This is a genomic window from Prescottella defluvii (assembly GCF_000738775.1).
GTDB lineage: Bacteria > Actinomycetota > Actinomycetes > Mycobacteriales > Mycobacteriaceae > Prescottella > Prescottella defluvii.
In genome coordinates this window covers 1-201 of sequence record NZ_JPOC01000031.1, presented here as the reverse complement: position 1 = coordinate 201, position 201 = coordinate 1, and the positions used below count along the sequence as shown (strand labels likewise).

Below are 201 nucleotides of genomic sequence, written 5' to 3'. Positions count from 1 at the left end.
AACGCCTCAACCGGACCCTGGAAACCGAGTGGGCCTACCGTCAGGTCTTCACCAGCAACAGCGAACGCGCCGACGCACTTGCACCCTGGCTCGAGTACTACAACACTCGACGACGCCACAGCGCACTCGGAGGACTCCCACCGATCAGCCGACTGCAACCAACCTGATGGCCAGGTACAGCTAGGTGCATGAGGCCGTGTC

At 62.2% G+C, this 201-nt stretch carries 1 protein-coding gene; it reads left to right on the top strand.

Annotation, left to right across the window (positions count from 1 at the left end; translation table 11 throughout):
• Positions 1-167 (top strand): integrase core domain-containing protein (locus tag IJ15_RS25610; RefSeq protein ID WP_156112089.1); only part of this gene is annotated, 167 nt, incomplete at its 5' end.
• Between the last annotated feature and the right edge of the window lie 34 nt (positions 168-201).